At 66.3% G+C, this 21,813-nt stretch carries 24 protein-coding genes and 1 pseudogene; 19 read left to right on the forward strand and 6 right to left on the reverse strand.

Going from position 1 to position 21,813, the window contains the following annotated elements:
- Positions 1 to 4 precede the first annotated feature (4 nt).
- The 5 genes and pseudogenes from ACT6QU_RS09460 to phnF all read right to left on the reverse strand — a co-directional run bounded on the left by ACT6QU_RS09460 (position 5) and on the right by phnF (position 3,496).
- The gene (locus tag ACT6QU_RS09460) at positions 5 to 493 is read right to left on the reverse strand and encodes a TRAP transporter small permease (RefSeq protein WP_444563629.1); all 489 of its coding nucleotides are present in this window, start codon (positions 491 to 493) and stop codon (positions 5 to 7) included.
- On the reverse strand, positions 477 to 887 hold the full coding sequence (locus tag ACT6QU_RS09465) for a cupin domain-containing protein (RefSeq protein WP_444563628.1): 411 nt from the start codon (positions 885 to 887) through the stop codon (positions 477 to 479). The genes ACT6QU_RS09460 and ACT6QU_RS09465 overlap by 17 nt, the downstream gene beginning before the upstream one ends.
- Complete coding sequence (locus tag ACT6QU_RS09470; protein ID WP_444563627.1) at positions 884 to 1,873, reverse strand: TRAP transporter substrate-binding protein; 990 nt, start codon at positions 1,871 to 1,873, stop codon at positions 884 to 886. The genes ACT6QU_RS09465 and ACT6QU_RS09470 overlap by 4 nt, the downstream gene beginning before the upstream one ends.
- Positions 1,874 to 2,007: 134 nt before the next feature.
- Positions 2,008 to 2,678, reverse strand: a pseudogene (locus ACT6QU_RS09475) (4-carboxy-4-hydroxy-2-oxoadipate aldolase/oxaloacetate decarboxylase).
- An 89-nt stretch (positions 2,679 to 2,767) separates the two neighbouring features.
- Entirely contained in the window at positions 2,768 to 3,496 is a 729-nt protein-coding gene (phnF, locus tag ACT6QU_RS09480) for a phosphonate metabolism transcriptional regulator PhnF (RefSeq protein WP_444563626.1), read from the reverse strand.
- Between the two features lie 136 nt (positions 3,497 to 3,632).
- On the opposite strand from phnF, the gene phnG reads away from it, so the two are divergent.
- The 13 genes from phnG (at position 3,633) to phnN (ending at position 14,594) form a co-directional block, all read left to right on the forward strand.
- Positions 3,633 to 4,049, forward strand: coding sequence for a phosphonate C-P lyase system protein PhnG (phnG, locus tag ACT6QU_RS09485; RefSeq protein ID WP_444563691.1), 417 nt, complete (start codon positions 3,633 to 3,635; stop codon positions 4,047 to 4,049).
- Positions 4,049 to 4,660 (forward strand): phosphonate C-P lyase system protein PhnH, encoded by a 612-nt coding sequence (phnH, locus tag ACT6QU_RS09490; RefSeq protein WP_444563625.1) that lies wholly within the window; start codon positions 4,049 to 4,051, stop codon positions 4,658 to 4,660. Before phnG ends, phnH begins: the two co-directional genes overlap by 1 nt.
- A 3-nt stretch (positions 4,661 to 4,663) precedes the next feature.
- Positions 4,664 to 5,752: a carbon-phosphorus lyase complex subunit PhnI gene (locus tag ACT6QU_RS09495; RefSeq protein ID WP_444563624.1), complete on the forward strand. Its 1,089-nt coding sequence runs from the start codon at positions 4,664 to 4,666 to the stop codon at positions 5,750 to 5,752.
- Complete coding sequence (locus ACT6QU_RS09500; RefSeq protein WP_444563623.1) at positions 5,749 to 6,636, forward strand: alpha-D-ribose 1-methylphosphonate 5-phosphate C-P-lyase PhnJ; 888 nt, start codon at positions 5,749 to 5,751, stop codon at positions 6,634 to 6,636. Before ACT6QU_RS09495 ends, ACT6QU_RS09500 begins: the two co-directional genes overlap by 4 nt.
- Positions 6,629 to 7,402 (forward strand): phosphonate C-P lyase system protein PhnK, encoded by a 774-nt coding sequence (phnK, locus tag ACT6QU_RS09505; protein ID WP_444563622.1) that lies wholly within the window; start codon positions 6,629 to 6,631, stop codon positions 7,400 to 7,402. Before ACT6QU_RS09500 ends, phnK begins: the two co-directional genes overlap by 8 nt.
- 65 nt (positions 7,403 to 7,467) lie before the next feature.
- Entirely contained in the window at positions 7,468 to 8,169 is a 702-nt protein-coding gene (gene phnL / locus ACT6QU_RS09510) for a phosphonate C-P lyase system protein PhnL (protein WP_444563621.1), read from the forward strand.
- Positions 8,170 to 8,315: 146 nt separating this feature from the next.
- Complete coding sequence (gene phnD, locus ACT6QU_RS09515; RefSeq protein ID WP_444563620.1) at positions 8,316 to 9,245, forward strand: phosphonate ABC transporter substrate-binding protein; 930 nt, start codon at positions 8,316 to 8,318, stop codon at positions 9,243 to 9,245.
- Between the two features lie 84 nt (positions 9,246 to 9,329).
- Positions 9,330 to 10,184 carry a phosphonate ABC transporter ATP-binding protein gene (phnC, locus tag ACT6QU_RS09520; RefSeq protein WP_444563619.1) on the forward strand — a complete coding sequence of 285 codons (855 nt, stop codon included), beginning with the start codon at positions 9,330 to 9,332 and terminating at the stop codon, positions 10,182 to 10,184.
- Positions 10,185 to 10,382: 198 nt separating this feature from the next.
- A complete protein-coding gene (phnE, locus tag ACT6QU_RS09525) occupies positions 10,383 to 11,276 on the forward strand; it encodes a phosphonate ABC transporter, permease protein PhnE (protein WP_444563618.1) in 894 nt (297 codons plus the stop codon).
- Complete coding sequence (phnE, locus tag ACT6QU_RS09530; RefSeq protein WP_444563617.1) at positions 11,273 to 12,130, forward strand: phosphonate ABC transporter, permease protein PhnE; 858 nt, start codon at positions 11,273 to 11,275, stop codon at positions 12,128 to 12,130. The genes phnE (ACT6QU_RS09525) and phnE (ACT6QU_RS09530) overlap by 4 nt, the downstream gene beginning before the upstream one ends.
- A gap of 67 nt (positions 12,131 to 12,197) precedes the next feature.
- Entirely contained in the window at positions 12,198 to 12,887 is a 690-nt protein-coding gene (locus ACT6QU_RS09535) for a DUF1045 domain-containing protein (protein WP_444563616.1), read from the forward strand.
- 1 nt (position 12,888) lies between these two features.
- Positions 12,889 to 14,028, forward strand: coding sequence for an alpha-D-ribose 1-methylphosphonate 5-triphosphate diphosphatase (locus tag ACT6QU_RS09540; protein WP_444563615.1), 1,140 nt, complete (start codon positions 12,889 to 12,891; stop codon positions 14,026 to 14,028).
- Positions 14,025 to 14,594, forward strand: coding sequence for a phosphonate metabolism protein/1,5-bisphosphokinase (PRPP-forming) PhnN (phnN, locus tag ACT6QU_RS09545; RefSeq protein WP_444563614.1), 570 nt, complete (start codon positions 14,025 to 14,027; stop codon positions 14,592 to 14,594). Before ACT6QU_RS09540 ends, phnN begins: the two co-directional genes overlap by 4 nt.
- 1 nt (position 14,595) lies before the next feature.
- Here the strand turns inward: phnN and ACT6QU_RS09550 are convergent, their stop codons facing one another.
- Positions 14,596 to 15,405: a shikimate dehydrogenase family protein gene (locus tag ACT6QU_RS09550; protein WP_444563613.1), complete on the reverse strand. Its 810-nt coding sequence runs from the start codon at positions 15,403 to 15,405 to the stop codon at positions 14,596 to 14,598.
- 92 nt (positions 15,406 to 15,497) lie between these two features.
- Between ACT6QU_RS09550 and ACT6QU_RS09555 the strand changes: the two genes are divergently transcribed.
- The 6 genes from ACT6QU_RS09555 (at position 15,498) to ligM (ending at position 21,697) form a co-directional block, all read left to right on the forward strand.
- Positions 15,498 to 16,157: an FCD domain-containing protein gene (locus ACT6QU_RS09555; RefSeq protein WP_444563612.1), complete on the forward strand. Its 660-nt coding sequence runs from the start codon at positions 15,498 to 15,500 to the stop codon at positions 16,155 to 16,157.
- Positions 16,158 to 16,210: 53 nt separating this feature from the next.
- Positions 16,211 to 17,224 carry an ABC transporter substrate-binding protein gene (locus tag ACT6QU_RS09560; protein WP_444563611.1) on the forward strand — a complete coding sequence of 338 codons (1,014 nt, stop codon included), beginning with the start codon at positions 16,211 to 16,213 and terminating at the stop codon, positions 17,222 to 17,224.
- A gap of 84 nt (positions 17,225 to 17,308) precedes the next feature.
- Positions 17,309 to 18,079 (forward strand): ABC transporter ATP-binding protein, encoded by a 771-nt coding sequence (locus ACT6QU_RS09565; RefSeq protein ID WP_444563610.1) that lies wholly within the window; start codon positions 17,309 to 17,311, stop codon positions 18,077 to 18,079.
- Between the two features lie 4 nt (positions 18,080 to 18,083).
- The gene (locus ACT6QU_RS09570) at positions 18,084 to 18,923 is read left to right on the forward strand and encodes an ABC transporter permease (protein ID WP_444563690.1); all 840 of its coding nucleotides are present in this window, start codon (positions 18,084 to 18,086) and stop codon (positions 18,921 to 18,923) included.
- A gap of 10 nt (positions 18,924 to 18,933) precedes the next feature.
- Positions 18,934 to 20,205 carry an FAD-dependent oxidoreductase gene (locus tag ACT6QU_RS09575; RefSeq protein WP_444563609.1) on the forward strand — a complete coding sequence of 424 codons (1,272 nt, stop codon included), beginning with the start codon at positions 18,934 to 18,936 and terminating at the stop codon, positions 20,203 to 20,205.
- Between the two features lie 91 nt (positions 20,206 to 20,296).
- A complete protein-coding gene (ligM, locus tag ACT6QU_RS09580) occupies positions 20,297 to 21,697 on the forward strand; it encodes a vanillate/3-O-methylgallate O-demethylase (protein WP_444563608.1) in 1,401 nt (466 codons plus the stop codon).
- Positions 21,698 to 21,813 lie beyond the last annotated feature (116 nt).

Consider the following 21,813-nt stretch of genomic DNA (forward strand, 5'->3'; position numbering starts at 1 on the left):
GTCGTCAATCCTTGGCCAGGATGCGGCCGAGAACGGCGAGCGCGGAAAGGGAGCAGCAGATCGGCAGCGCGAGATAGGTCAGCCCCACCGGCCAACGCAGCGCCGTCGTCATGTTGCCCCAGGTGTGCTTGGTGATGTCGAAGCCGGTCTTGGCGAGGATGACGAGGAACGCGACCGAGGCGAGCGCCGCGACCAGCCGTGCGATCCGCTGCACGCTCTCGCTTTTCACGATCAGCGGCAGGATGCCGGCCTCGAAATGGGTGCCCCGCGCAAAGGCGGCGATCGCGCCGATGAACGTCACCCAGATCAGCAGCAGCCGGGGCAGTTCCTCGGCCCAGAACGGCGTCTGCCCAAGCACGTATCGCGCGCCGACCACATAGATGACGATGACGGTAAAGGCGACGACGCCCACCGACCCGGCAATCAGCGCCGCGCTGTCGAGCATTCCGACAGCGCGCGAGACCCCCGATTTGGTTTCAGACTTTTCCACCATTCTCGCGTTCCGTCCTGGCGGTTGGAGGTATCTTGATGTCGGCGCGGCACAGCGAGCACTCGTCGCAATAGGCGGCAACCACCACCCACTCGTCCGAGACCACCTCGACCGTGTGGTCGAGACCCGGCGGCAGCCGCACGGCCGAGCCTTCGCGCAGGTGATATTCCTTGCCGTTCGCCCTGAGGATCGCCTCGCCCTTCAGCGTCAGCGTGACCTCGTCGCGGGGATGGGAATGCGCAACGCTTTTTGCGCCGCGCTTTCCTGTCGTGACCGCGAACTTGATGAAGCCTTCGCCGCGTTCTTTCGGCGAGAACAGCACCTTTTGCTGGAAATCGAAGAGCTGGACGGGTTCGATCCCGTCCAGTTCGATGACCTCGCAGACGAGCTCGCTCACTGGCGGTAGGCCTCGATGGCCGACATCAGCTCGGGACCGAACGTCTCGGCCTGCGCGTCCCAGATCGGCTGCGCGGCTTCGATGAAGGCGGCCTTGTCGACCTCGTTGACTTCCATGCCCTTTTCCTCGAGCTCGGCGATGACTTCGGCGTTGGCCGAGCCGACCATCTCGCGCTGCTTGTCGCGCCAGGCTTCGGCAGCCGCCTTCACGATCGGCTGGTCTTCCGCTGAAATCTTGTCCCAGACCGACTGCGAGATGACGAGCGAAGCTGCGCCCCACACATGCTCGGACAGGGACAGATAGTCCTGCACTTCATAGAAGGACGAGCCGAGAATGATCGAGACCGGGTTCTCCTGGGCATCGAACACGCCCTGCTGGAGCGCGGAGTAAAGCTCGCCGAAGGCGAGTGGCGCGGGCTCGGCACCGAAACTCTGGAACGTCGCGAGGCGGATCGGATCGGGCGTCACCCGGATCTTGAGACCGGCGAGGTCTTCCGGCGTTTCGACTGGGCCGCGATTGTTAGTGATGTTGCGATAGCCGTTTTCCCACCAGGCGAGGTTGACGATGCCCTTGTCGGCGAGAAGCGCGGCAAGCTGGTCGCCGAACGCGCCGTCGAGCGCTTCGAACGCAACTTCGCGCGACGACCAGGCATAGGGCATCTCGATGATACCGAGCTTGGGCTCGATCGACTGGAACGATCCGCTGCCGATGATGGCGGCCTGGACCGAGCCGAACTGCAGGCCTTCGATCACTTCGGTTTCGGTGCCGAGCTGGCCGGACGGGAAGACGCGCACTTCGACGCGTCCGTCGGTCTCGGCGGCGACCTGTTCGGCAAAGCCGAGCGCGGCCTGGTGCCAGCTATGGCTTTCGGCAAGCACGTGGCCGAGGCGGATCTCGACGTCTGCGGCGTGGACGGTTGCGGTGGAAAGGAGTGCGGCTGCAATTGCGCTGCCGAGAATCTTGTTGGCCTTGAAGGGCATGTTCATGATGGGGTTCCTCGCTCATCAATTAGGCAGCGAATGAGTACGCCCGATCGTTGATCACCACAAATAGGCCGGCCCTATGCAAAATATTTGCCGCCGCGTCATCGAAGACATGCGCCAGCGGCGCGCGCGGGATGTCAGATGTATTTGAGACCCTTGGCGGCCAGCCGCTCGCGCATCTTGTAGATGTCGAGGCCGAGTTCGCCGGCGGCCATGCGCGTGCGCTTCTCGTCCTCCGCTGCAACCCGCGCCTCAGCCTTGTCGGCGATCTCGGCGGCAATCTCGCGCCTGACGACGCAGACCCCGTCATCATCCGCAACAATCACGTCGCCCGGATGGACCAGCGCACCGGCGCAGACGACAGGCACGTTGACCGAGCCGAGCGTTTCCTTGACCGTTCCTTGCGCGAAGATCGCCTTCGACCAGACCGGGAACTGCATCTGCGTCAGGTCCGCCACGTCGCGCACGCCGGCATCGATCACGAGCCCCTTGCAGCCCCGCGCCATCGCCGAGGTGGCGAGAAGATCGCCGAAATAGCCGTCCTCGCAGGGGCTCGTCGGGGCAAGAAGCAAAATGTCGCCGGCCTGCAACTGCTCGATAGCCACGTGGATCATCCAGTTGTCGCCAGGCGGCGCCGAAATCGTCACCGCGCTCCCCGCGATCCGCGCGCCGCGATAGATCGGCCGCTGTGGCTGGCGAGAAGCCCCGTCCGCCCCTGCGCCTCATGCACTGTGGCGACGCCGCACGCGGCCAGCCGCTCGATGACGCCGGCCTGCGCCCGCTCGATGTTCTGTACGACGACAACCATCACACCCGTCCTGTTCGATTCGGGCCTAGAGATGCGCCGCAGGGCACCCGCGCTCAATGAAATAATCGGCCGATCCGCATAAGCGACGGCTACCTTCCAACGGTCAATTCGATCCGGTCGGCGGCGAAACGGCTGCGCGAAACCTGGATCGGGCGCCCGCCATGCGCGTTCACCGCCTCGACCATCAGCACCGGCGCCCCTTCGGCCAGCCGCAGCGCCTCCCCATCGCGCGCCGATGCTCGCCGCGCGGTGATCCGTGTCGACGCGCGGACATAGTCGCCCATCCCGACCGCCGCCAGCGATTTCGAGATCGACCCCGTCGCACGCAGCAGCGCGCCGATGTCGGGAACGCGCGCAGCCTCGAACCAGTGCGTGGCGACCGAGACCGGAACCTGATCGGCAAAGCCGATCGTGTCGAGCCGCACGAGTTCGACCCCTAGCGCGACGCCAAGCGAAACAGCCAGCTTCTGGCCGGCCGCTTCGCGCGTCTCGTCGAGAACGAGCGTCTTCAGGTCGCTCGCCTGCCCGTCCAGCCCTTCGGAAAAGCGCGTACGCTGCCCGATCGGATAGGACAGCCGGTCCTGCGCGGCGACGAAAGTTCCCCGACCCTGCTCGCTGCGCAACAGCCCCTCGCGCACCAGGCCGGCAATCGCCGCCCGCAACGTGTGGCGGTTGATCCCGAAGCGGAGCGCGAGTTCGGCCTCGGACGGCAGCCGCTGCGTCTGCGCAAACTCCCCGCCGTCGATCATGTCGCGCAGCCGGTCGGCCGCCTGCCGCCACAGGGCCACGCCGCCCGCCCGCCGGATCGTGCCGTCCATCGAATGCGCCTCCTGTCATCGGGCCGTCACGAAACGCCCGTAATTGACCTCATCATACGGTTGTATAGAAAACCGGACAAGTGGAGATATCGTCTTGCCACCCACCGCCCCCGACCAGAGCGAACGGCAGCGCCTGATGGGCGTTCTGGCCCGCACACCCCGCGCGCAGATCGAACATGCGCTCACGGCATTCGGTCCGCTCCCCCCACACCGGGAGATGCGCAAGCCCGAAACCGGCCTCGTCACCCTGCGCGGCAGGATCGGCGGTGGCGGCGACGCCTTCAACATGGGCGAGGCGACGGTCACCCGCGCATCGATCCGGCTCGAGACAGGCGAAGTCGGTCACGCCTATGCGCTCGGCCGCGACGCCTCCAAGGCAAGGCTCTCCGCCTTGATCGACGCGGCCTTCCAGAACCCGTCGCTCCACGACTGCGTCATCGCCAAAATCTTCGAACCGCTCGCGCGCGCCGAGGCGGATGGCGAACGGCGCAAGACAGAAGAGACCGCTGCCACCAAGGTCGACTTTTTCACCATGGTCCGGGGGGAAGACTGATGAATATTCAGATGGCCGCCCTCGAAGGCGGCTTTCCCGATCCGGTCTTCGACGCACAGGCGACGTTCCGAGCCGTGATGAACGCGATGGCCGAGCCCGGAACCCGCCAGCCCGTCCACGCAACGGCGACACCGCCCGCGCCCCTCTCCCCGACCGCCGGCGCGCTCGCGCTGACACTGTGCGACCAGGACACGTCCATCTGGCTCGACGCGTCGCTCGCCACCGAAGCCGTCATCGCCTGGCTGCGCTACCAGACCGGCGCGACCATCGTCGACGACCCTGCGCAGGCCCAGTTCGCATTCGTCGCCGACACATTGTCCGTGCCGAACCTCGATGCCTTCGCACAGGGCAGCCAGGACTATCCGGACCGTTCGACCACCCTGATCCTGATCGTCGACGCGCTGGACGGCGGCGAACCGCTCGCCCTCGAAGGCCCCGGTATCGAACGGCGTTCGAGCCTCGCGCCGACCGCCTTGCCCGCCGACTTCCGGTCGCAGTGGCGCGACAACGGTGCCCGTTTCCCGCGCGGCGTCGACCTCGTCTTCGCCGCACGCCACGAACTTGCCTGCCTGCCGCGCACGACGCGCATCCTCGAACCCGCGGAGGCGTGAGCCATGTATGTTGCCGTCAAGGGCGGTGAGGCCGCCATCCGCAACGCCCATCGCCTGCTCGCCGACCGGCGCCGCGGCGATCCTGCCGTACCCGCGCTGCATGTGTCGCAGATCGTCGAGCAACTTGCGCTCGGCGTCGACCGCGTCATGGCCGAGGGCGCGCTCTACGACCGCGACCTTGCCGGCCTTGCGTTGATGCAGGCGCGCGGCGACATGATCGAGGCAATCTTCCTCGTGCGCGCCTACCGCACGACCCTGCCGCGCTTCGGCTATTCGCGTCCCGTCGACACCGGGGCCATGCAGATCGAGCGCCGCGTCTCGGCCACCTTCAAGGACCTTCCCGGCGGGCAGGTGCTGGGCCCGACCTTCGACTACACACACCGCCTGCTCGAACCCGAGCTCGCCGACGGCATCCAGCCGCCGGAGCCCGAGCGGCGCGAATCCGTGCCCGAAGCTTCGCCGCGCGTCACCGATCTCCTCGGCCATGGCGGCCTGATCGAGCCGGACGGAACCGCCGACGGCGAGGTCACCGACATCACCCGCACGCCGATGGAGTTTCCGCTGCCGCGCGACGGCCGGCTTCAGGCGCTCTCGCGCGGCGACGAAGGCTTCCTCCTCGCCCTCGCCTATTCGACCCAGCGCGGCTACGCGCGCTCCCACCCCTTCGTCGGCGAGATCCGCATCGGCGAGGTGGAGATCGAACTCGACGTGCCCGAACTCCCCTTCCCCGCCCCGCTCGGCCGGGTCCGGCTGACCGAGTGCCAGATGGTCAACCAGTTCAAGGGCTCTGCCAAGGCGCCGCCCCAGTTCACCCGCGGCTACGGCCTCGTCTTCGGCCAGTCGGAGCGCAAGGCCATGGCAATGGCGCTGTGCGACCGCGCCTTGCGCGCGGCTGAATTCGGCGAAGACGTCGTCGCCCCTGCGCAAGACGAGGAGTTCGTCATCTCACATTCCGACAACGTGCAGGCGACCGGCTTCGTCGAGCATCTGAAGCTGCCGCATTATGTCGACTTCCAGGCCGAACTCGACCTCGTGCGCCGCATGCGCGCGGAACAAAAGGACGCGACCGACATCAAGGAGGCGGCCGAATGAACGCGCCGACGGGCTCTTTTCCGAGCTACAACTTCGCCTATCTGGACGAGCAGACCAAGCGCATGATCCGCCGCGCGATCCTGAAGGCGATCGCCATCCCCGGCTATCAGGTGCCGTTCGCCAGCCGCGAGATGCCGATGCCGTATGGCTGGGGCACCGGCGGCGTGCAGTTGACGGCGGCGATCATCGGGCCGCACGACGTGCTCAAGGTCATCGACCAGGGCGCCGACGACACCACCAACGCCGTCTCCATCCGCGCCTTTTTCCGGAAGGTCGCCAATGTGGCGGTGACGACGCGCACGGACGAGGCGACGATCATCCAGACCCGCCACCGCATCCCTGAACAGCCGCTCAAGGCCGGCCAGACCCTCGTCTACCAGGTGCCGATCCCCGAGCCCCTGCGCTTTCTCGAACCGCGCGAGACCGAGACGAGGCTGATGCACGCGCTGGAGGAGTACGGCTTGATGCACGTCAAGCTCTACGAGGACATCGCCACCCACGGCCGCATCGCCACGACCTACGCCTATCCCGTCAAGGTCGAGGGCCGCTACGTGATGGACCCTTCGCCGACGCCGAAATTCGACAATCCCAAGATGCACATGTCGCCCGCGCTTCAGCTCTTCGGCGCCGGCCGCGAAAAGCGCATCTACGCCCTGCCGCCATTCACGCGGGTCGCAAGCCTCGACTTCGACGACCACCCCTTCGCGGTCCAAACCTTCGACAAGCCCTGCGCGCTTTGCGGAGCGGAAGGCGCCTATCTCGACGAGGTCATCCTCGACGACCGCGGCGGGCACATGTTCGTCTGCTCGGATACCGATCATTGCGAGAGCCGGCAGGGCGAAGGCCATCGCGGCGAACTCGCGGGAGACCCGACCCATGGATGAACCTCTCCTCCGCGTCACCCATCTCTCCAAATCCTACGGCCCCCGCATCGGCTGCGCAGACGTTTCCTTCGACCTGTGGCCCGGCGAGGTTCTCGCGGTCGTCGGCGAGTCCGGCTCCGGCAAGACGACGATGCTCAACACCGTCTCGACCCGGCTCGAGCCGACCGCCGGCACCGTCTCCTACCGCATGCGCGACGGCGCGTGGCGCGACGTGTTCGCCATGAGCGAGGCCGAACGGCGCTTCCTGATGCGTACCGACTGGGGCTTCGTCCACCAGAACCCGGCCAACGGGCTGCGCATGTCGGTCTCCGCCGGCGCCAATGTGGGCGAGCGCCTGATGGCCGTCGGCGACCGCCACTACGGCAACATCCGCGCCTCCGCCATCGACTGGCTCGGCCGCGTCGAGATCGCCGAGGACCGCATCGACGACCAGCCCCGCGCGTTTTCCGGCGGCATGCGCCAGCGCCTCCAGATCGCGCGCAACCTCGTCACGCGCCCGCGGCTGATCTTCATGGACGAGCCGACCGGCGGCCTCGACGTCTCGGTCCAGGCGCGCCTCCTCGATCTGTTGCGCGGCCTCGTTTCGGACATGGGGCTTGCCGCCATCGTCGTCACCCACGACCTCGCCGTCGCGCGCCTCCTGTCGCACCGCATGATGGTGATGAAGGACGGCCGCGTCATCGAACATGGCCTCACCGACCGCGTCCTCGACGACCCCCGCGCGCCCTACACGCAGCTCCTCGTCTCCTCGATTTTGCAGGTGTGATGATGAATATCGATCTCGAACGGCAGCGACCCGTCGCGCGCCCCTCGGATAGGAGGACTCAGAAAATGATCCCCCTCGCCGTCGCCAACCTCGCCAAATCCTTCACCATGCACCTGCGCGGCGGCATCTGCCTGCCCGTTGTCGAGAACGTCTCCTTCACCCTCGCGGCCGGCGAATGTGCAGTCCTCGCCGGGCCCTCGGGCGTCGGCAAGAGCTCGATCCTGAAAATGCTCTACGGCAACTACGCCATCGACGCCGGCTCCATCCGCATCGCCCATCAGGGCGCCACGGTCGACCTCGCCGGTGCGAGCCCGCGCGAAATTCTCGCCGTCCGGCGCGACACGCTCGGCTATGTCAGCCAGTTCCTGCGGGTCGTGCCGCGCGTCGCGGCGCTCGACGTCGTCGCCGAGCCGCTGACCGCACGCGGCACGCCGAACGACGAAGCGCGCGACAGGGCTGCCGCGCTCCTCGCCCGGCTCAACTTGCCCGAGCGCCTCTGGCACCTGCCGCCGGCGACCTTTTCCGGTGGCGAGCAGCAGCGCGTCAACATCGCGCGCGGCTTCATCACCGACCATCCGGTGCTCCTCCTCGACGAGCCGACCGCCTCTCTCGACGCCGCCAACCGTGCCGTGGTCATCGACATGATCGCGCAGAAGAAGCGGCAGGGCGTCGCGATGCTCGGCATCTTCCACGATACGGACGTGCGCGACGCCGTCGCCGACCGGCTGATCGACGTGACGGCATTCGCGCCACGGCAGGTCGCCTAGCGACCGCACCTGTGCAACGTCATCGAACCGTCAGAAAAGCGTAATCGCGCTGTTGCTTTGCCTGCCTAAAGCTCCCCTCGACCGATCGTGACGTCCCGTCCGCGCGGTCCAGAATTCACTTCGAACCTCAAGCCTGGAGCTTTGGCATGTTCGCTCTTTTGACCCGTACCACCTGCGCTGCGGCGATCGCCGTTGCCGCCCTGTCGACCCCCGCTCTCGCTCAGGACTGGAAATCCGACCTGCCGGCCTTCCGCATCGGCCTCCTCGGCGGCGAGAACGAAGCCGACCGCCTGCGCAAGAACGAGTGCATGGTCGAGCAGCTCGGCGAAAAGCTCGGCGTGCCGGTCGAACTCTACCCCGCTTCCGACTATGCCGGCGTCATGCAGGGCCTCGTCTCGGGCCAGCTCGACGCCGCCTCGCTCGGCGCGTCGGGCTATGCCGGCATCTACCTGCAGGACCCCGAAGCCGTCGAGCCGGTCTTCGTCGCGCTCGAGAACGACGGCTCGGATGGCTACTACGCCATGATGTACACGAAGTCGGATTCCGGCATCGAGAACATCGAGCAGATGGAAGGCCGTTCCCTCGCCTTCGCCGACCCCAACTCGACTTCGGGCTACCTCGTGCCGAAGGCCGAGATGGAAGCCGCCGAGATCGACATCGACAGCTACTTCTCCTCGACCGGCTTCGGCGGCGGCCACGAGCAGGCGGTCGTCGCCGTCCTCAACGGCCAGTACGACGCCGGCGTCACCTGGACGTCGGGTGTCGGCGAGGAAGCCGACGGCTTCTCGCGCGGCGCGCTGCGCTCCATGGTCGACAAGGACCTCCTCGACATGGCGGACCTCAAGATCATCTGGAAATCGAACCTCATCCCGAACGGCCCGTGGGTCGTGCGCAAATCGCTGGCCAACGAGCCGAAGCAGATCGCCATCGACTGGATGGAGACGCTGCACGAGACCGACTACGAGTGCTACGTCAACGTTTCCCAGGGCGAAGGCCAGGGCTTCAAGCGCGTCGACCATTCCTTCTTCGAAGGCGTCGTCGCCATGCGCCAGCGCGAGCTCGAAGGCTCCCGCTAATCCTCCCGAGGATCGCAAAAGGTCCGCATCACAAGGTGCGGGCCTCTTTCGCTTGAAACGAACGCGCGCCGACCGGAGCAACCCATGCTGAAGATCGACAGCCTCACCAAAGCCTTCAAGGATCGCAAGGCGGTCGACGGCATCTCGCTCGCCATTCCCGACGGGCAAATGGTCGGTATCATCGGCCGCTCGGGCGCCGGCAAGTCGACGCTCCTGCGCATGGTCAACCGCCTCGCCGAGCCGAGCGAGGGCCGGATCGAGTTTGACGGCCGCGAGATCACGGCGCTGAAGGGCCGCGAACTTCTCCAATGGCGCGCGACCTGCGCCATGGTGTTCCAGCAGTTCAACCTCGTCGGCCGCCTCGACGTCATCACCAACGTCCTGACGGGGCGTCTCTATCACCATGGCCTCGTGGCGAGCCTCCTCCAGCACTTCACGGCCGCCGAGCGCGCCTTTGCCATCCGCGCGCTCGACCGCCTCGGCATGGCGCATACCGCGCTCCAGCAGGCCGACACGCTGTCCGGCGGCCAGATGCAGCGCGTGGCGATCGCCCGCGCGCTCGTGCAGGAACCGAAGATCGTGCTGGCCGACGAGCCGATCGCCTCGCTCGACCCGCTCAACGCCAAGGTCGTGATGGACGCGCTGCGCACCATCAACCGCGAGGATGGCATCACCGTCATCTGCAACCTCCACACCCTCGACACGGCCCGCAACTACTGCGACCGCATCATCGGTCTGGCCGAAGGCAGGGTCGTCTTCGACGGCAATCCCGGCCAGCTCACCCAGCGCATGGCCCGCGAAATCTACGGCGCCGAAGCCGAGGAAGCCTTCCACGAAGGCATGACCTCCACCACGCTCGGCGGCGAGCCGGCCAAGGCGAGGTTGTCCGAAGCGGACTTGAAGAAATCGCAGACAAATGCCCGCGCGATGGCGGGGTGAGGCGATGATGATCTGGCCTGCTCCGGAAAAGATCGTGCAACGCGCCCCCCTCTGCCCTGCCGGGCATCTCCCCCGCGAGGGGGGAGATCATGCGGTGTCGACGACGAGACTAATCTCCCCCCATGCGGGGGAGATGGCCGGCAGGCCAGAGGGGGGCGCGACAAAGCGTAAACGCCTCCGCAGTCCGGAGCCCACCCAATGACCTCCGCCGTCGTCACCTTCGAGCGCCATCGCGCCGACCTCATCCGCCAGCGCCGCACGATGAACCTCGTCTTCATTGCCGGCTTCCTCGCCGTGCTCGCAGCCTCCATCTACATCTCGCGCTTCTACCCCGAACGCCTCGCTTCGGGCCTGCCGCGCATCTTCGACTATTTCGGCACGATCATGCCGAACCTCGAACTCGACAAGCTCTTCCTCCCGCGCGGCGACGACGGGCGCGCAGTGCCCGGCTCCATCACCTACTGGTATTCGGATTTCTGGCTTTACGTCCGCCTGATCGGCGAGACGATCCTCATGGCGCTGACCGCGACGATCATCGGCGCGACCGCGGCCCTGGTCCTCAGCTTTCCCGCGGCCCGCAATCTCGCCCCGACACGCACGGTCTTCTGGGTCGCCCGCCGCTTCCTCGAAATCTGCCGCGGCATTCCCGAAATCCTGATCGCGCTGATCCTGGTCTTCGCCGTTGGCGTCGGCCCGCTCGCCGGTGTCATCGCCATCGCGATCCACACGGCAGGCGCGCTCGGCAAGCTCTTTTCCGAGGTCAACGAAAACGCCTCGATGCGCCCCGTCGAGGGTATTCGCGGCGTCGGTGGCAACTGGTTCGAGGAGATGCGCTACGGTGTCCTGCCGCAAGTTCTGCCGAATTTCATTTCCTACGCATTGCTGCGCTTCGAGATCAACGTACGCGCCTCCTCCATTGTCGGCTTCGTCGGCGCCGGCGGCATTGGCTCCGAACTCAACCGCGTCATCAGCCTTTATTCCGACGACCGGGTCGTCGCCGTGCTGCTGCTCGTCGTGATGACCGTGACGCTGATCGATCTCTTCTCGGAACGCCTTCGCACACACTTCATCGGCAGGGAGAATCTCGCATGAGCGCGCACACGCTGTCCGCCTTCGACGCGCGTCTCGTCGCCGAGGCCCGCGCGGCTCATCCCGGCGCCTTCGGTTCGCCCGCCCGTCGCGCCATCGGCTGGGCCATCACGCTCGTGATCCTTGCCTATGTCACCGGCTCGTTGTGGTATTTCGAGGTATGGAAGCTCGCCTACGCCTCCGATCGCGCTCTGCGGCTGATCACGGCGCTATTCGTCTGGAAGGATTTTTCCACCTGGCAGTTCGCCAACATCTACACCGGCATCGCGCAAACGCTGGCCATGGCGTTCCTCGGCACGCTGCTCGGTTCGGTCGCCGCCCTCGGCATCGGCTTCCTCGCCGCCCGAAACACGATGCGGGTGACCTTCTTCCGGCAGTTCGTGCGCCGCTTCCTCGATGTCTTGCGCGGCGTCGACCAACTCGTCTGGGGTCTCGTTTTCGTGCGCGCCGTCGGCCTTGGTCCGCTCGCCGGCGTCCTCGCCATCTTCGTTTCCGACATGGGCACCTTGTCGAAACTCTATTCCGAGGCGATCGAGAACATCGACCGCAAGCAGGTGGAGGGCGTGCGCGCTACCGGCGCCTCGCCGCTCAAGGTCGTGCGCTACGGCTACCTGCCGCAGGTGCTCCCGGTCTTCATCTCGCAATCGCTCTATTTCTTCGAATCCTCGACCCGCAGCGCGACCGTGCTCGGCATCGTTGGCGCGGGCGGCATCGGCATGATCATCATCGAGCGGTTTCGTGCGAACCTCTTCGACCAGGTTGCATTCGTCGTGCTCAACGTGCTCGTGTGCATCTTCGTCATCGACTGGGTGTCGCGGAAAATCCGCGAGCGCTTCATCGGCGAAGCAGCGCACTGAGAATGCCGCGGCGCTTCGCATTCTTGTCATGCGAATCGTCTAGGCGATGCACTTTCGGAGCTTATGGATGCGCTACGCCATTTACTTCACACCCGGTGAGGCCGACCCGCTGACGCGCGCGGCCGAGCAATGGCTTGGCCGCAGCGCATTTTCCGATGCGGTGCCCGCGCCGGTCGACGCCGACCTCGCCTTTCACACCGCCTCGGCACGCCGCTACGGTTTCCACGCGACGATGAAGGCGCCCTTCCGCCTCACTGAGAACCGCAGCGAAGCCGAACTCGTCGATGCCTTCGACCGCTGGACGGCGGCCCGCGCGCCCTTTGTCGGTCCGCGCCTCGTCATCGGCCAGATCGACGGTTTCTTCGCCCTCGTGCCGGAAGGCCCCAGTGCCGATCTCGACGCGCTCGCCCGCGATTTGACCGTCGATTTCGACGCCTTCCGCGCGCCCGCCGGTGAGGCCGAGATCGCGCGCCGCAATCCCGAAAGCCTGACGACCCGACAGGTCCGCCATCTACACGAATGGGGCTACCCTTACGTGATGGGGGATTTCCGCTTCCACATGACGCTGACCGGCCGCGTCGGCGGTGAGGACGCCGCGCAGTTTCGTCGCCGTCTCGAAGCCCATTTCGGCGCACTTCTCGATGCGCCCGTCGCCTTCGCCTCGCTCGCGCTCTTCGTCGAGCCCGAACCGGGCGCTCCCTTCACGGTCCGGGCCTTCCGTCCGCTCGGCCGAAATCTTGCACGAAAGACCGCATGACATGCCGACCGAAACCATTTTCTCCAATGCCCGCATCGTCCTTGCCGACCGCATCGTCGAAGGTTCGGTGCGCATCATCGACGGCCGCATCGCCGACATCGATGCAGGCCCCGGCCGAAGCGGCGAGGATTTTGGCGGCGACTATCTCCTGCCGGGCCTGGTCGAACTCCACACCGATCATCTCGAAGGCCATTTCGCGCCGCGCCCGGGCGTGCGCTGGAACGCCGTCGCCGCGGTGCAGGCGCATGACGCGCAGATCGCGACTTCGGGCATCACCACCGTCTTCGATTGCCTGCGCATGGGCTCCGACGAGGATGGTGGCTTCGCGCCCGGCGAGATGCGGCTTTTGGCAGACGCGATCGAAACCGCACAGGCCGACGGTCGCCTGCGTGCCGATCACTTCCTGCATCTGCGCTGCGAGGTTTCCTCGCCCGACGTGCTGGCCGCGTTCGAGGGTTTCCGTGCCGATCCGCGCGTCCGCCTCGCCTCGCTGATGGACCACGCACCGGGCCAGCGCCAGTTCCAGACGATGGGTCAGTACACGCTCTACTACAAGACCAAGCGCGGCCTCACGGACGACCAGTTCGAGCGTTTCGTGGCGCAAAGGCAGGAGCAGTCCGCACGCTATTCGGCGCCGCACCGCCGCGCCATCGGCGAGCACTGCCGCGCCGCCGGCGTCACGCTCGCCAGCCATGACGACGCCACGCTTTCCCATGTCGACGAAGCGGTCGAGGACGGCGTGCGGCTGGCCGAGTTCCCGACTTCCGTCGAAGCGGCCTGCGCCTCGCACGAGGCCGGCATGAGCGTGCTGATGGGCGCGCCCAACGTAGTGCGCGGCGGCTCGCATTCCGGCAATATCGCCGCGCGCGATCTCGCCGAGGCCGGTATCCTCGACGTCCTGTCCTCGGACTACGTACCGTCGAGCCTCCTGCAGGCCGCGTTCCGTCTGGCCGAGGAGGTCGAGGCGATTTCGCTGCCGCAGGCCGTCGCGCTCGTCTCCGCCACGCCCGCCCGCACGGTCGGCATGGACGATCGCGGCCAGATCGAGACCGGCCGCCGCGCCGATCTCATCCGCGTCGACAACATGGCCGGCCTTCCGGTCGTACGTTCCGTCTGGCGCGAGGGCAGGCGCGTCGCATGACGCCCGCAGACCCGATCGACAACGGCTCTTTCATCGCCGTCGTCGGCCCCAGCGGCGCCGGCAAGGATTCCGTCATGCGCTTCGCCCGCGAGGCGCTGGCGGCCGATCCGCGCATCTATTTCATCCGCCGCGTCATCACGCGCCCGCATGACGAGATCGGCGAGGACCATCAGCCCGCCGACGACGCAACCTTCGACGCGATGCGCGACGATGGACGCTTTGCCCTTCACTGGCGGGCGCACGGCAACAGCTATGGCATCCCCTTGGAGGCCGACGCGATGGTGGCGCAAGGCCATGTCGTGATCGCCAACCTCTCCCGCACGGTGCTCGCCGAACTTCCTCGCCGCTATCGGCGCCCGCTCGTCGTCGAGATCACCGCCGCACCGGAAATCCTCGCCCGCCGCATCGCCGCGCGCGGACGCGAGAGCGAGGCGGAAATCGCGAACCGCCTTGCCCGCAAGGTCGAGGCCGCCCCCTTCCCTGGCACGATCGTCATCGACAATGGCGGCCGTCTCGAAGAGGCGGGACGCGCCTTCGCCGACCTCATTCGCCGCCAACTGGCCTGACCTATTCGTCAGGCGCCACGAACGCCCGCAGCAGCTCGAACTGGCCCCGCGCCATCGCCCGCCCGTCGATGGTCCGCAGGCCGCGCGCACGGGCAGCGCCCAGGAATATCGTCTCCGCCGGCTCGGTAATGGCGTCGGCCGCGATCGCGCCGGCGGGCAGCGAAGCGACCTGTTCAGACGAAAATGCCGTGCCTGGCGCATAGTCCATGCCGAGCGGCGTCGCGTTGATCGCGATGTCGTAGCCGCCGAGATCGTCGGGCATGCCGCTGTTCACCTCGATCCCGGTTCCCGCCAACCGGCTTGCCAGCGCGTCGACCTCATCGCTCGATCGCGACCAGATCGCCAGCCTGCGCCCACCGCGTTGTGCGAATTCGAACGCGATTGCCGTCCCTGCCGCGCCCGCACCCGCCAGCACCGCCGCCTTGCCGAACGGCTCGAATCCCGCACCTCGCGCGCCATTCCAGAAACCCGCGCCGTCCGCCATATCGCCGAAAAGGCGCCCATCCGGGTTGCGGCGCACCGCGTTGACGCTTTCGAGCGCACGTGCGGTCGGCCCGGCTTCGTCGACCAGCTTCAGCAGGGCGCGCTTGTGCGGCAGCGTGGCGACGAAGCCGTCACAGTTCTCCGCATCCCGCACCATCGCCACGAAACCGTCGAGCGCGGCGACGCTCACCTCCAGCGGCACCATCACGCGGTCGATGCCATGCTCGGCGAAATAGGTGTTGAACAGCAACGGCGAGCGCACCTGCGCGATCGGCGTTCCGATCATGAAGACGACACGCGTGGCAGCCGTGACGATGCGTTGGCTCATGAATGAATTCTCCTCTCCCGACTTGACGGCGCCAGCCATAATCCATAACAGGCAAAATATTGAAGATTTTTCGACGCGTTGGAGGAGTTTGCGTGTTCGGGAGGAAAAACTCGGATTCCGATACGGTCGTTCGACTGCTCGCCGCGCAGGTGCGCCGCGACATCTCGATCGGCCTGCTCGCTCCCGACGCCAAGCTCAAGATCGACGAGCTGCGCCAGCGCTATGGCGGCTCGGCCCATTCCTTCCGCGAGGCGCTGACCCAGCTCACCAGCGAAGGCCTCGTCGAGGCCAGCGCACAGCGCGGCTTTCGCGTCGCCTCCGCCACCCAGACCGATCTCGAGGACATCACCCGCCTGCGCGCCGAGATCGAGACGCTCGGGCTCGGCTGGTCGATCCGGCATGGCGACCTGCGCTGGGAAGGCGAGGTGCTCGCCGCCTTCCATACCTATGCCCGCCTCTGCGCTCAGGCCGATACCGACCGTTCCGCGCTCGCCATTGAATGGGACGAGGCCGGCCGCCAGTTTCATGCGTCGCTCGTTTCCGCCTGCCGCTCGCCGCGGCTGATCGAGTTCCAGGACCGCCTCCACACACAAAGCCGCCGCTTCCGCTACGCCGCGCTCATCGAGGGCCGGATCGACCTTTCGGCCGAAACGCAAGCCCTGCGCAATGTGGTCGAAGCGGCCATCGCCCGCAATGCAGACGATGCCCGCGAGGCACTCTCGCAACACATTCTCGGCGTCCTCGGGCGCTGAAATCCGGCCGTCTCGGCCATTCGAAGAAAGCAACTGTCTCAGGGAGGAATAACATGCTTTCGATAACCCGCAGGACCTTCGGCGCACTTGCCGCCGCCACCATGCTGATGGGCGCCAGCGCCGCCAGTGCCGAGCCGGTCAAGATCGGAATCTTGTCCTTGACTTCGCATTCGCCGTCGATCATCGCCGAGGGCAAGGGCTATTACGAGGAAGCAGGCCTGGAGGTCGAGTTCGTGCCGTTCCAGGCCGCCCAGCCGATGGCCGTGGCGATTGCGTCGGGTGACGTCGATTTCGGCCTCACCGCCATGACCGCCGGCCTCGTCAGCCTCGCCGAGCGCGGCGCCGTCAAGATCATCGGCGGTGCCCTCCAGGAGACCACCGAGATCGAGGGTCAGAAAGTGCTCGTGTCCAAGGCCGCCCATGAGGCCGGCGTCACCACGCCAGCCGATCTCGAAGGCAAGCGCTTCGGCATCACGACGGCCGGCTCTTCCTTTCACTACATGGCGCACAAGATCGCCGACGGGGAAGGCTTCGAGCGCTCGACGATGGAACTCGTGCCGCTCAACGGCGTGCCGGCCGTCATCGCGTCGCTTCGTTCGGGGCAGATCGACGCATGGTCGATCGTTCCGAACATCGCCGAGGGCCTCGTCGCAAGCGGCGACGTCTTCGAGATCGGCACCATCGCCGACTATGTCGACGGCTATCAGGTGACGACGGTCTTCACCTCGACGGAGATCGCCGAGAACAATGGCGAACTCGCAGAAAAATTCCTCGCCGCCTTCTCTAAGGGCGCCGACGACTACAACGCCGCCTTCGTCGACAAGACGATGTCGGAAGAGGAAAGCGCCGAGATCGTCGCGATGATCCACGAGTGGGTCTACACCGACCGTCCGCTGGCCGATGCCGACCCCGCGATCCGCGCCGGCGCCATGCGCATCAACGAAAACGCGAAGCTGAACGTGGCGAGCATCGAGGACCAGCTCGAATGGTTCAAGTCCGAGAACCTCATTCCGCAGGATGCCTCGATCGAAAACCTGGTCGACACGAGCTTCGTCGAGACCTTCTGACCTCCCAAGGCTGCCGGCTCCGGCGTCCGTGCCCGGGGCCGGCTCGACCCGAGGAGGCGTTCCGCCCAACCCGAGGAGCCGATCATGGATCTTGTGATCGACAACATCACGCATCGCTACGGCCAGACCGACGTGCTCGAAAACATCAATTTCGAGCTCAAGAGCGGTGAGATCGTCTGCATCATCGGCCCGTCGGGCTGCGGCAAGTCCACGCTCCTGCGCTTCATCGGCGGGCTGGAGCGGCCGACCTCCGGCCGTGTCCTGATCGCCGGCGAGCCGCCGGCCGGCTCACTCAATCCGCTGACCTACATCTTCCAGGATTTCGCGCTGCTTCCCTGGCGCACGGTCGAAGGCAATGTCAGCCTCGTGCTGGAAGATCACGGCATTCGCGGCGGCAAGGCCGAAGCCATCATCGAAGACGTGCTTCGCCGTACCAAGCTGTCGGATTTCCGCAAGGCGTTGCCGCGCCAGCTTTCGGGCGGCATGAAGCAGCGCGTGGCCATCGCCCGCGCACTCTCGGTCAACCCCGCCGTCATGCTGATGGACGAGCCGCTTTCCGCGCTCGACAGCCAGACCCGCGAACTCCTCCTCGACGACCTCGTCGAGCTGTGGTCGCGCGAGAAATTCTCCGCCTGCTACGTGACGCACAATCTCGCCGAGGCCGTCCGGCTCGGCCACAAGATCATCGTCCTGTCGCGCCGTCCCGGTCGCATCCGGCAGGTCGTCGAGATCGACATTCCGCTCGCAGAACGTGCTGGGCGCCTCGCCGAGCTGGAAGAGACCCAGCGTCACCTGTGGAACCTGATGCGCGACGAAGCGCGCGCCGCCGACATGGAGTTGGCCGATGTCGCTTGACACCATGAACCCGATCCACCCTGCCGAAGTCCCGCAGAAGAAGGTCATCGCGCCGGAAGGCGCCAAGCCGGTCCCGTTCCGCGGCGGCGGCTTCAAGACCCGCAAGTTCGGCTATGTCGGGCCGCTCGTCTTCATCGTCATCATCGCGATCTGGGAGTTCGGCTCGCAGTCCGGCATCATCAGCCCGATCGCGCTGCCCGCCCCCTCGGAAGCCTTCGGCGCCATCCAGGACCTGTTCCGCACCGGCCAGATCTGGACCCATCTCCAGGCGAGCCTCTACCGCCTGTCGGTCGGCTGGTTCTTCGGCTCGATGCTGGGCGTAACGGTTGGGCTTGCGATCGGCCTCTTCTCCGTCGCCCGCGCCGGCCTCTCGCCCATCGTCTCGGCGCTTTTCCCGATTCCGAAGATCGCGCTGCTGCCGCTCTTCATCGTCTGGTTCGGCATCGGCGAAGGCTCCAAGGTCGCGACGATCCTCTTCGGCACCTTCTTCCCGACCGTCATCGCCACCTATGGCGGCGTCGACAATGTCGACCGCAATTTGATCCGCATGGGCCAGTCCTTCGGCCTGTCGTGGCTGTCGATCGTGCGCAAGATCATCATCCCCGGCGCGCTGCCGGCGATCCTGTCGGGCTTCCGCATCTCCGCCTCGATCGCGATCGTGTTGCTCGTCGCGGCCGAGATGATCGGCGCGCAATACGGCATCGGCGCCTACATCCTGATGGCTGGCGCGATCTTCGCGACCGACCAGCTCATCGCCGGGGTCGCAATGCTCTCCATCCTCGGCCTCACCATCGGCTGGCTGATCGGCAAGGCCGAGCAGTATTTCCTCAACTGGCGCACCTGACGGACCTGACATGACCAAGCGAGTGGAAGCCGATTACGACGTCGTCGTGTGCGGCGGCGGGGCGGCGGGCGTTGCCGCCGCCATCGGCGCGGCGAAGGCGGGCGCGAAGGTGTGCCTCGTCGAGAAATACGGCTTTCTGGGCGGCGCGGCGACGACCTCGCAGGTCTACGCCTATTGTGGCCTCTTCCAGCAGGGCCGCGAGCCGGTGAAGGCCGTCGGCGGCGTTGGCGAGGAAGTCGTCGGCGAGTTGCGCAGGCACGGGCTCGACGGCGAAGCCTTCCGCTCGGAGACGACCGGAAACTGGATCGTTCTCCTCGACGGCGAAGTCCTCAAATTCACGCTCGACAATCTCGTCCGCCGATACGGCATCGACGTCAGGCTCCACACGCGCGTCGCCTCGGTCGCCCGCACGGCGGACCGGCTCGAGGCCGTCACGCTCGCCGGCATGGGCGGGCGCAGTCGCGTCGTCGCCGAGGCCTTCGTCGACGCTTCGGGCGACGCCAATCTCGCCATGCTCGCCGGCATTCCGTTCCGCACCGGCGACGCCGAAGGCAAGCTGCAGGCGCTCACCATGCCGATCCGCGTCGGCGGCATCGCGCCCGATCTCGACATCGACCGCAGGGCGCTGCAAGCGACGATCGCGCGCTACAACCAGGATGGCGCGCACCCGATCCAGCGCACCGACGGCGGCATCATCATCCGCCTGCCGCTGTCGCACGACATGTGGTGGATGACCGTCGACGTCGCCCTGCCGGACCTCTCCTCCGAAAGCTTCACCGCGGCCGAGATGGAAGCGCGCGCCCGTGCCAATGACTATGTCGCGATGCTCAAGCGCGACATGCCGGGCTTCGAGCGCGCCTATCTCGTTGCCACCGGCCCGCAGATCGGCGTGCGCGAAACGCGCCATCCCGCCGCGCGCTACGAGATGACCGGCGAAGACGTCGTTTCCGGCCGCCTGCGCGAGGACGGCATCGCCCGCGCCGCCTGGCCGATCGAACTTCACGGCGAGGCCGGCAAGCCGAGCTACACGTCGATCGGCGGCAAGGGCTATTGCCACGTCCCCTACGATTCGATCCGCGCCAAGGGTCTCGACAATCTCTGGTACGGCGGTCGCGTCATCGGCGCCGACCCGCATGCCTATGGCTCGATCCGCGTTATGGGCACGGCCTTCGCCACCGGCCAGGCGGCCGGCGTCGCGGCGGCCGACCATGTCGACGGCGACCACCGCAACGACGCGGGCAGCGTCCAGGCGCGTCTCGCCGAACAGGGTGCCCTCGTCTAGCCGCGTTATGCAGAGCGGCCCGTTTCGAATGTGACAGCCGCACCCTTCGCAAGGGATACCTCTCCGACGTTTTGGTTAGGGAGGAAAGACCATGGGCGCGCGCAATCTCGAGGACGTGCTGCGGCAGAGCGGCGACACGGTCGGCCTTCTGCGCAATTCGAAGATCGGCATGTATGTCTATCCGGTCGTCGCCGCCGAGTTCACCAACTGGCGCGACGAACAGCGCGCCTGGCGCGACAGCGCGGTGCTCTTCGACCAGTCGCACCACATGGCCGAGCTGATGGTGGAAGGCCCGGATGCCGCCGCCTTCCTCGAAAGCCTGTCGATCAACTCGTTCAAGGGCTTCTCCGTCGACAAGGCGAAGCACTACGTTCCGGTCGGCCCGTCCGGCCATGTCATCGGCGACGTCATCCTCTTCCACCTCGACGAGAACCAGTATCTGCTCGTCGGCCGCGCGCCGACCGTCAACTGGGTCGAGTACAACGCGTCCCTCGGCAGGCACGACGTCAAGGTCACCCGCGACGACCGCTCACCCTCGCGCCCCGACGGCAAGAAGGTCGACCGACGCCACTACCGTTTCCAGATCCAGGGCCCGAACGCCACCGCGATCCTCGAAAAGCTGAATGGAGGGCCGATCCCCGAGATCAAGTTCTTCAACATGGACCGCATCAACATCGCCGGCCGCAAGGTGCGTGCGCTGCGCCATGGCATGGCCGGAGCGCCGGGACTGGAAATCTGGGGGCCCTACGAAGAGAAAGACGAGATCCAGGCCGCCATCATTGAGGCGGGCAAGGGCCATGATCTCTACCAGGTCGGCAGCCGCGCCTATTCGACCAACACGCTCGAATCCGGCTGGATTCCCTCGCCCCTCCCCGCGATTTATTCCGGCGACCAGATGCGCGCCTATCGCGAATGGCTGCCGGCCAACGGCTACGAGGCGACCGGCTCCATCGGCGGCTCCTACGTCTCCGACGATATCGAAGACTACTACACCACGCCCTACGAGCTCGGTTACGGCTTCTACGTGAAGTTCGACCACGACTTCGTCGGCCGCGCGGCGCTGGAGAAGATGGACCCGAAGGCGCAGCGCAAGAAGGTCACCTTCGAGTGGAACGACGAGGATGTGATGAAAATCATCCATTCGAGCTTCCGCAACGGCGAGGAAAACTACAAATGGATCGATCTGCCGCAGCCCAACTACGCATCCTCCTCCTTCGACAGTGTGGAAAAGGACGGCAAGCTCGTCGGCCTGTCCATGTTCAACGGCTATTCCTTCAATGAGCGCGCCATGCTCTCGCTCGGCATGGTCGATCAGAATGTGAATGTCGGCGACGTGCTGACGCTCGTCTGGGGCGAACCCGACGGCGGCACCGGCAAGACCTCGACCGAACGTCATAAACAGGCCGAAATCCGCGTCCGCGTCTCGCCCGTCCCTTATGCACGCGAAGCCCGCGAAAACTACGTTGACAGCTGGCGCACGCGCGCGAGCTGATCGCGGGTGCGAAACGTCCTGTAGGCAAAGCTTATGCCGCCGGCCTGCCTTTCGATTGGCGGTTGCAGACCTTCCCCGATACGCCGAAACTGGGGTCCGGTGGACGCGCCTCGCGG

It is taken from the genome of Aliihoeflea sp. (assembly GCF_052435475.1).
Lineage (GTDB): Bacteria > Pseudomonadota > Alphaproteobacteria > Rhizobiales > Rhizobiaceae > Aliihoeflea.

Coding starts and splice junctions, on each gene's coding strand:
- ACT6QU_RS09460 (WP_444563629.1), bottom strand. CDS start 493: ATGGTGGAAAAGTCTGAAACCAAATCGGGGGTCTCGCGCGCTGTCGGA.
- ACT6QU_RS09470 (WP_444563627.1), bottom strand. CDS start 1,873: ATGAACATGCCCTTCAAGGCCAACAAGATTCTCGGCAGCGCAATTGCA.
- phnF (WP_444563626.1), bottom strand. CDS start 3,496: ATGGACGGCACGATCCGGCGGGCGGGCGGCGTGGCCCTGTGGCGGCAG.
- phnG (WP_444563691.1), top strand. CDS start 3,633: ATGGGCGTTCTGGCCCGCACACCCCGCGCGCAGATCGAACATGCGCTC.
- phnH (WP_444563625.1), top strand. CDS start 4,049: ATGAATATTCAGATGGCCGCCCTCGAAGGCGGCTTTCCCGATCCGGTC.
- ACT6QU_RS09495 (WP_444563624.1), top strand. CDS start 4,664: ATGTATGTTGCCGTCAAGGGCGGTGAGGCCGCCATCCGCAACGCCCAT.
- ACT6QU_RS09500 (WP_444563623.1), top strand. CDS start 5,749: ATGAACGCGCCGACGGGCTCTTTTCCGAGCTACAACTTCGCCTATCTG.
- phnK (WP_444563622.1), top strand. CDS start 6,629: ATGGATGAACCTCTCCTCCGCGTCACCCATCTCTCCAAATCCTACGGC.
- phnL (WP_444563621.1), top strand. CDS start 7,468: ATGATCCCCCTCGCCGTCGCCAACCTCGCCAAATCCTTCACCATGCAC.
- phnD (WP_444563620.1), top strand. CDS start 8,316: ATGTTCGCTCTTTTGACCCGTACCACCTGCGCTGCGGCGATCGCCGTT.
- phnC (WP_444563619.1), top strand. CDS start 9,330: ATGCTGAAGATCGACAGCCTCACCAAAGCCTTCAAGGATCGCAAGGCG.
- phnE (WP_444563618.1), top strand. CDS start 10,383: ATGACCTCCGCCGTCGTCACCTTCGAGCGCCATCGCGCCGACCTCATC.
- phnE (WP_444563617.1), top strand. CDS start 11,273: ATGAGCGCGCACACGCTGTCCGCCTTCGACGCGCGTCTCGTCGCCGAG.
- ACT6QU_RS09535 (WP_444563616.1), top strand. CDS start 12,198: ATGCGCTACGCCATTTACTTCACACCCGGTGAGGCCGACCCGCTGACG.
- ACT6QU_RS09540 (WP_444563615.1), top strand. CDS start 12,889: ATGCCGACCGAAACCATTTTCTCCAATGCCCGCATCGTCCTTGCCGAC.
- phnN (WP_444563614.1), top strand. CDS start 14,025: ATGACGCCCGCAGACCCGATCGACAACGGCTCTTTCATCGCCGTCGTC.
- ACT6QU_RS09550 (WP_444563613.1), bottom strand. CDS start 15,405: ATGAGCCAACGCATCGTCACGGCTGCCACGCGTGTCGTCTTCATGATC.
- ACT6QU_RS09560 (WP_444563611.1), top strand. CDS start 16,211: ATGCTTTCGATAACCCGCAGGACCTTCGGCGCACTTGCCGCCGCCACC.
- ACT6QU_RS09565 (WP_444563610.1), top strand. CDS start 17,309: ATGGATCTTGTGATCGACAACATCACGCATCGCTACGGCCAGACCGAC.
- ACT6QU_RS09570 (WP_444563690.1), top strand. CDS start 18,084: ATGAACCCGATCCACCCTGCCGAAGTCCCGCAGAAGAAGGTCATCGCG.
- ACT6QU_RS09575 (WP_444563609.1), top strand. CDS start 18,934: ATGACCAAGCGAGTGGAAGCCGATTACGACGTCGTCGTGTGCGGCGGC.
- ligM (WP_444563608.1), top strand. CDS start 20,297: ATGGGCGCGCGCAATCTCGAGGACGTGCTGCGGCAGAGCGGCGACACG.